Source organism: Halomonas marinisediminis, from assembly GCF_004347715.1.
Taxonomy (GTDB): domain Bacteria; phylum Pseudomonadota; class Gammaproteobacteria; order Pseudomonadales; family Halomonadaceae; genus Halomonas; species Halomonas icarae.
Genome location: NZ_SLTR01000009.1, coordinates 122,645 through 129,466 on the forward strand (window position 1 = coordinate 122,645; position 6,822 = coordinate 129,466).

Genomic DNA, 6,822 nt, shown 5'->3' on the forward strand with positions numbered 1-6,822 from the left:
CTCACAGGAACGTACGCTTCATGACGCAATACAGCCAGACCGTACCCGCCTCCATCTTCCGTGCCTACGATATTCGCGGCATCGTCGACGACACCCTCACCGAGCCCGCCGTCGAGCTGATCGGCCGCGCCATCGGCAGCGAGGCCGCCGCCCGCGGCGAGTCCAGCGTGGTGGTTGCCCGCGACGGCCGGCTCTCCGGAGAGCGCCTCAAGGCCGCCCTGGTGCGGGGCCTGACCGCTACCGGCCGCGACGTCATCGACATCGGCATGGTGCCCACCCCGGTCCTCTACTTCGCCACCCACGTGCTGGACGGCGCCACCTCCGGGGTGATGGTCACCGGCAGCCACAATCCTCCCGACTACAACGGCTTCAAGATCGTGCTGGGCGGCGAGACCCTCTCGGGCGAGGCGATCACCGCCCTGCACGAGCGTATCGCCACGCACGACCTGAGCGAGGGCCAGGGCAGCCTGCGTGAGGTGGACGTGCGTGACGCCTATCTGGCACGCATCCTGGCCGACGTGCGCCTGACCCGTCCGCTCAAGGCGGTGGTCGACTGCGGCAATGGCGTGGCCGGCGAACTCGGCCCGCAACTGGTGGAGAGACTCGGCGTCGAGACCCTGCCGCTGTTCGCCGAGATCGATGGCACCTTCCCCAACCATCACCCGGACCCGGGCAAGCCCGAAAATCTTCGCGACCTGGTTCAGGCGGTGCAGGAGAGCGGCGCCGACATCGGCCTGGCCTTCGACGGCGATGGCGACCGCCTGGGGGTGATCACGCCCTCCGGCCGACTGATCTATCCGGACCATCTGATGATGGCCTTCGCCGAGGACATGCTCGAACGCAACCCCGGCGGAAAGGTGATCTACGACGTCAAGTGCACGGGCAACCTGGCCCGGGTGATCGATGAGGCCGGTGGCGAGCCCGAGATGTGGCGTACCGGCCACTCGCTGATCAAGGCACGCATGAAGGAGACGGGCGCCCTGCTCGCCGGCGAGATGAGCGGACACATCTTCTTCAAGGAGCGCTGGTACGGCTTCGATGACGGCCTCTACGCCGCCGCCCGCCTGCTGGAGATCCTCGCTCGCCAGGAACAGGACGCGGACGCCTTCTTCGACCGCTACCCTCAGGACAAGGGCACCCCGGAGATCAACATCACCGTCACCGACGAGACCAAGTTCGATCTGGTGGCACGCCTGGCCCGCGAGGGCGACTTCGGCGAGGAGGGCGTGAAGACCACCCTCGACGGTATCCGTGTCGACTACCCCGACGGCTGGGGGCTGTGCCGCGCCTCCAACACCACCCCGGTGCTGGTGCTGCGCTTCGAGGGCAAGAGCGACTCGGCGCTTGAACGCATCAAGGCGCGCTTCGCCGACGCCCTGGCCCAGGTGGCCCCCGAGCTGGATCTGGCGCTCTAAGCATGAACAAGGAACCCGCAATGACCGAACAGACCCGTGACCCGCGCCTGGTGGTGGAGGTCCTCTCCGAAGCACTGCCCTACATCCAGCGTTTCTCCGGCAAGACCGTGGTCGTCAAGTACGGCGGCAACGCCATGACCGAGGACACCCTGATCGACTCCTTCGCCCGCGATATCGTGCTGATGAAGGAGGTGGGCATCAATCCGGTGGTGGTCCACGGCGGCGGCCCGCAGATCGGCGAGCTGCTCGGCAAGCTCAATATCGAGTCACGCTTCGTCAATGGCATGCGGGTCACCGACGCCGAGACCATGGATGTGGTGGAGATGGTGCTCGGCGGACTGGTCAATAAGGGCATCGTCAACCTGATCAACCAGTGCGGCGGCAAGGCGATCGGCCTGACGGGCAAGGATGGCGCCCAGATCCGTGCCCGCCAGCTCAAGGTCGAGCATCAGTCCCCCGAGATGACCGCCCCCGAGATCATCGATATCGGTCATGTCGGCGAGGTGGAGCATATCTCTACCGACCTGATCGACATGCTCGCCAACCGCGACTTCATCCCGGTCATCGCCCCCATCGGCGTGGACGAGGCGGGCCACAGCTACAACATCAACGCCGACCTGGTGGCGGGCAAGGTCGCCGAGGCACTCTGCGCCGAGAAGCTGATGCTGCTGACCAATGTGGCCGGTCTGATGAACAGCGCCGGCGAGGTACTGACCGGCCTGACCACCACTCAGGTGGATGAACTGATCAGTGACGGCACCATCCATGGCGGCATGCTGCCGAAGATTCGCTGCGCCCTGGAGGCGGTGAAGGGCGGCGTGAAGAGTGCCCATATCATCGACGGCCGAGTCCCCCACGCCACCCTGCTGGAGATCTTCACCAACGCCGGGGTCGGCACCCTGATCACCGACGAAAGCTGATCACACCATGAGCCAGGCAACCCCCACCCCCAGTCGTCGCGATCAGATTCTGCAGGCGCTGGCCATGATGCTGGAGGAGGACAGTGGCAAGCGCATCACCGTGTCTGCCCTGGCGAAGCAGGTTGGCGTCACCGAGGCCGCCCTCTATCGCCACTTCCCAAGCAAGGCCCGCATGTTCGAGAGCCTCATCGAGTTTATCGAGGAGACCCTGTTTGCCCGCATCGGGCGCATTCTGGAAGAGGAGCATGAGGCGCTGCCCCGCTGCGCCGCCCTGCTTGCCCTGCTGCTGGGGTTCGCCGAGAAGAATCCCGGCCTCTCGCGACTGCTCGACGGCGGGGTGCTCACCGGCGAGACCGCCCGCCTGCGAGTCCGTATCCATCAGCTCTTCGAACGGCTCGAGACCCAGCTCAAGCAGATCCTGCGCGAGGCCGAACTGCGCGAGGGGCGACGCACCACTCTGCCCGCCTCGGCCGCCGCCAACCTGCTGCTGGCCACCGCCGAGGGGCGCATCAGTCAGTACGTGAGAAGTGACTTCAAGCGCCGCCCCACCGAGCATTGGAAGGAGCAGTGGATACTGCTCTCCAACCAGCTGCTCAGGGAAAGCCCGCAGCCAGCGTAGGCTCAGCCCCCGCCAGAAACGCCAGAGCCCCCGTCGGATACACTCCGGCGGGGGCTCTGTGGGACTCGGTGGCAACGTCAGGCGTGTCACTCAGGGGTGTCAGGCCACCAGGGCATCACCGATCTGCTGCTTGATCTTCTTCATGGCATTCTTCTCGAGCTGACGGATACGCTCGGCGGAGACGCCATAGATATCGGCCAGATCATGCAGGGTGGCCTTGGGCTCGGTGAGCCAGCGACGCCGCAGGATGTCGCGCGAACGCTCGTCCAGCCCCTCCATCGCCTGTTGCAGACGGCGGGTGGAGTCCCCCTCCCAGTCGCTCGCCTCGAGCTGAACAGCCGGATCGGCGGAGGCGTCATCGAGATAGTGCACCGGTGCCTGCCAGCTGCTCTCATCGTCCTCACCCGGCGCCGCATCGAAACCGGCATCATGGGAAGCCAGACGACCCTCCATCTCGCGCACCACCTCGGGCTTGACGTCGAGGTCCTTGGCAATCGCCTCGACCTCATCGCTGTTGAGCCAGGCCAGGCGCTTCTTGGCGCTGCGCAGGTTGAAGAACAGCTTGCGCTGGGCCTTGGTGGTGGCGATCTTCACGATACGCCAGTTGCGCAATACGAACTCGTGAATCTCCGCCTTGATCCAGTGCACGGCGAAGGAGACCAGCCGCACCCCCTGATTGGGGTCGAAGCGCTTGACCGCCTTCATCAGGCCGACATTACCCTCCTGAATCAGGTCCGCCTGGGGCAGGCCATAGCCGGAATAGCTGCGGGCAATGTGCACGACGAAGCGCAGGTGCGACAGCACCAGGCGGCGCGCCGCCTCCAGATCGCCCTCGTCATGCAGTTGGAAGGCCAGTTCCCTCTCTTCATCGGGGGTCAGCATCGGAATGCCGGTCACCGCCCGGATATATCCGTTGAGGTCGTGCCCCGGGGAGAGTTGGCCCACCGGAAGAAGACTGTTGCTCATGTGCAGGATGTCTCCTCAATCAGCCCATTCGTGCGTGTCTAAACGATATGGTGTCTATGCGTTATGCGTGCGGCACCTATGACACCAGAAACAGTGTAAGGTTCCGCGAAATTTCAAGCCCCGTCTACCCGACGGGTCGATCAACGCGGCACCCAGGCATCAGCGCGGCTTCACCTCGGCGAGGTGGCGACTGACCGCCATCCAGGCACCCAACCAGCCCAACAGCATACTACACCCCACCAGGAAAGCGGAACCGCCTACCCCCAGCCTCGGCAGGCTGAAACTGGCGCCGTAGCTGGCCGCCAGGGCCGAGACCGGTGTCGCCAGCCACTCCCCTCCCAGGGTCAGCAGCCCCCAGGCCAGCAGGCCACCCCCCAGGCCATACCAGGCCCCGCTGTAGAGGAAAGGGCGGCGCACGAAGCCATGGGTGGCGCCGATCAAGGTGACCACCTCGATCTCCTTGCGACGACTCTCCACCGCCAGGCGGATGGTATTGCCTACCACCAGCAGCACACCTCCCCCGAACAGCACCGCCAGCGCCAACGTCACGCGCTGGCCGAGCTCGGCCAGGCTGCGCAGCCGTTCGATCCAGGCCAGGTCCAGGCGCACCTCCTCCACCCCGGGAACCGCCGCCAGCGACTCGGCCAGCGCGCGGGCGGCCTCTGGTGCCGGGGCTTCGGGCGTCACGACCACGCTGGCCGGCAGAGGATTGTCATCGAGGCGACCCAGGGCATCCTCCAGCCCCAGCGCCTGCTGAAACTCCGCCATGCCCTCGGCCGCGGTGATCAACCGGGTGCGGGCCACGCCGGGCTGAGCGCCCAGGGCCTCGTCGATGCGTGCCGCTTCCCCATCGCCGACCCCCGGCGCGAGGTAGGCGGTGAGGGTCGCGCTCTCGGTCAGTTCGGCATCGAGCAGTCGCGCGCTGTCCAGGGTCAGCCACAGCCCCGCGGGCAGCACCATGGCGATGGCGATGGCCAGCATGGTCACCAGGCTGGAGACGGGCGTTCGCAGCAGCCGCCAGGCGCTGTCCAGACACATCGCCCGGTGGTGGCGCAACCAGCCGCGGAGGCGACTCGAGGAGCGTGTTCGGTGGGTGCGGGCACCCCGTGGAGAGGGCGCGGGGCGACGACTCATGCGGCCTCCCGGTCGCCCACCAGGCGACCCTCGCGCAGGCGCAGGGTGCGATGCTGCAATCGTGCGATCAGCGCCAGGTCGTGGCTGGCGATCATCACCGTGGTGCCGATGCGATTGAAGTCCTCGAACAGCGCCATGATGTCGGCAGAGAGCTGGGGGTCGAGGTTTCCGGTCGGCTCGTCGGCGAGCAACAGTGCCGGCTTGTTGACCACGGCACGGGCGATGCCCACACGCTGCTGCTCACCGCCGGAGAGCTCGATCGGCAGTGCCTTCTCACGGTGCAGCAGCCCGACCTTGTCCAGTGCGGCGCGCACCCGGCGCGCAGATTCGCGGGGCTCGACCCCCTGGATCGTCAGGGGGAGCGCCACGTTATGGAAGATCGAGCGGTCATGGAGCAGCTGGTGATCCTGAAAGACCACGCCGATCTGGCGGCGATAGAACGGCACCTGGCTGGGGTGGAGCCGGTCGATATCGTGGCCGGCGACCAGAATGCGCCCCCGGGTGGGGCGCTCCAGGCGCATGATCAGGCGCAACAGGGAGCTCTTGCCGGCCCCCGAGTGGCCGGTCAGGAACAGCATTTCGCCGCGATGCACGCGGAAGTCGAGGTTGGCGAGGGCCTCGAAGCGCCCACCGTAGCGCTTGCCGACGTGCTCGAAGACGATCATCCCTGGGCGTCATTCCTCTCACGGTCGAACAGCGCATCGACGAACTCGCCGGCCACGAAGGGGCGCAGGTCATCCAGCGTCTCGCCGACACCGATAAAGCGAATCGGGGTGCCCAGCTGCTTGGCCAGGGCGAAGATGATGCCCCCCTTGGCGGTGCCATCCAGCTTGGTCAGCGTCACACCCGTGATCGGCACGGCCTCGTTGAAGGTGCTGGCCTGAGAGAGAGCGTTCTGCCCGGTACCGGCATCGAGCACCAGCATCACCTCATGGGGTGCACTGGCATCGAGCTTGCCCATCACACGGTGGACCTTCTTGAGCTCCTCCATCAGGTGCGCCTTGTTGTGCAGACGCCCAGCGGTATCGGCGATCAGCACATCGACGCCGCGCGCCTTGGCGGCCGCCACCGCATCGTAGACCACCGAGGCGCTGTCGGCACCGGTATGCTGGGCGATCACCGGCACCTGGTTGCGCTCGCCCCACACCTTGAGCTGCTCCACCGCGGCGGCACGGAAGGTATCGCCGGCGGCCAGCATCACGCTGCGGCCCTCGCGCTGGAAGCGCTGGGTCAGCTTGCCGATGGTGGTGGTCTTGCCCACCCCGTTGACCCCGACCACCAGAATCACGAAGGGCCCCTCCCCCTTGGGTGGCAGCTCCAGGGGGGTGCTTACCGACTCGAGCATGAGGGCCAGCTCTTCCTGGAGGGCACGATAGAGCGCGTCGCTGTCCTTGAGCTCCTTGCGCGAGACACGCTCGGCCAGGCGATCGATGATCGCGGTGGTGGCCTCGATCCCTACATCCGCCATCAGCAGCTGGGTCTCGAGATCCTCCATCAGATCATCATCGATCTGCTTCTTGCCCAGAAACAGGTCGGCCAGACCGTCGGTCAGGTTGGCACGGGTCTTGCCGAGCCCCGAACGAATGCGCGCGAACCAGCCCTTCTTCTCGCCGGCGGCAGGCTTCTCCTGCAACACGGCGGGCTCTGGTTCGGGCTCGGGCTCGGGCTCGGGCTCGGGCTCGGGCTCGGGCTCGGGCTCGGGCTCGGGCTCGGGCTCGGGCTCGGGCTCGGGCTCGGGCTCGGGCTCGGGCTCGGGCTCGGGCTCGGG

7 protein-coding genes are annotated in these 6,822 nt (G+C 66.7%); 3 read left to right on the forward strand and 4 right to left on the reverse strand.

Annotated elements, in window-relative coordinates:
• Positions 1-20: 20 nt before the first annotated feature.
• The 3 genes from E0702_RS08750 to slmA are packed head-to-tail and all read left to right on the forward strand — an operon-like array spanning position 21 to position 2,954.
• Positions 21-1,415: a phosphomannomutase/phosphoglucomutase gene (locus E0702_RS08750; protein WP_132042900.1), complete on the forward strand. Its 1,395-nt coding sequence runs from the start codon at positions 21-23 to the stop codon at positions 1,413-1,415.
• A 20-nt stretch (positions 1,416-1,435) separates the two neighbouring features.
• The gene (gene argB / locus E0702_RS08755; RefSeq protein WP_132042902.1) at positions 1,436-2,335 is read left to right on the forward strand and encodes an acetylglutamate kinase; all 900 of its coding nucleotides are present in this window, start codon (positions 1,436-1,438) and stop codon (positions 2,333-2,335) included.
• A gap of 7 nt (positions 2,336-2,342) precedes the next feature.
• Positions 2,343-2,954: a nucleoid occlusion factor SlmA gene (gene slmA, locus E0702_RS08760; RefSeq protein WP_132042904.1), complete on the forward strand. Its 612-nt coding sequence runs from the start codon at positions 2,343-2,345 to the stop codon at positions 2,952-2,954.
• Positions 2,955-3,053: 99 nt separating this feature from the next.
• Here slmA and rpoH read toward each other — a convergent pair whose 3' ends face one another.
• The 4 genes from rpoH to ftsY form a co-directional block, all read right to left on the reverse strand.
• Complete coding sequence (gene rpoH, locus E0702_RS08765) at positions 3,054-3,920, reverse strand: RNA polymerase sigma factor RpoH (protein WP_132042906.1); 867 nt, start codon at positions 3,918-3,920, stop codon at positions 3,054-3,056.
• A 159-nt stretch (positions 3,921-4,079) separates the two neighbouring features.
• The gene (ftsX, locus tag E0702_RS08770) at positions 4,080-5,054 is read right to left on the reverse strand and encodes a permease-like cell division protein FtsX (protein ID WP_132042907.1); all 975 of its coding nucleotides are present in this window, start codon (positions 5,052-5,054) and stop codon (positions 4,080-4,082) included.
• Positions 5,051-5,719: a cell division ATP-binding protein FtsE gene (ftsE, locus tag E0702_RS08775; protein ID WP_132042909.1), complete on the reverse strand. Its 669-nt coding sequence runs from the start codon at positions 5,717-5,719 to the stop codon at positions 5,051-5,053. Before ftsE ends, ftsX begins: the two co-directional genes overlap by 4 nt.
• Positions 5,716-6,822: signal recognition particle-docking protein FtsY (gene ftsY / locus E0702_RS08780; RefSeq protein ID WP_132042911.1), on the reverse strand; the 1,107-nt coding region annotated here is incomplete at its 5' end. The genes ftsE and ftsY, both read right to left, overlap by 4 nt.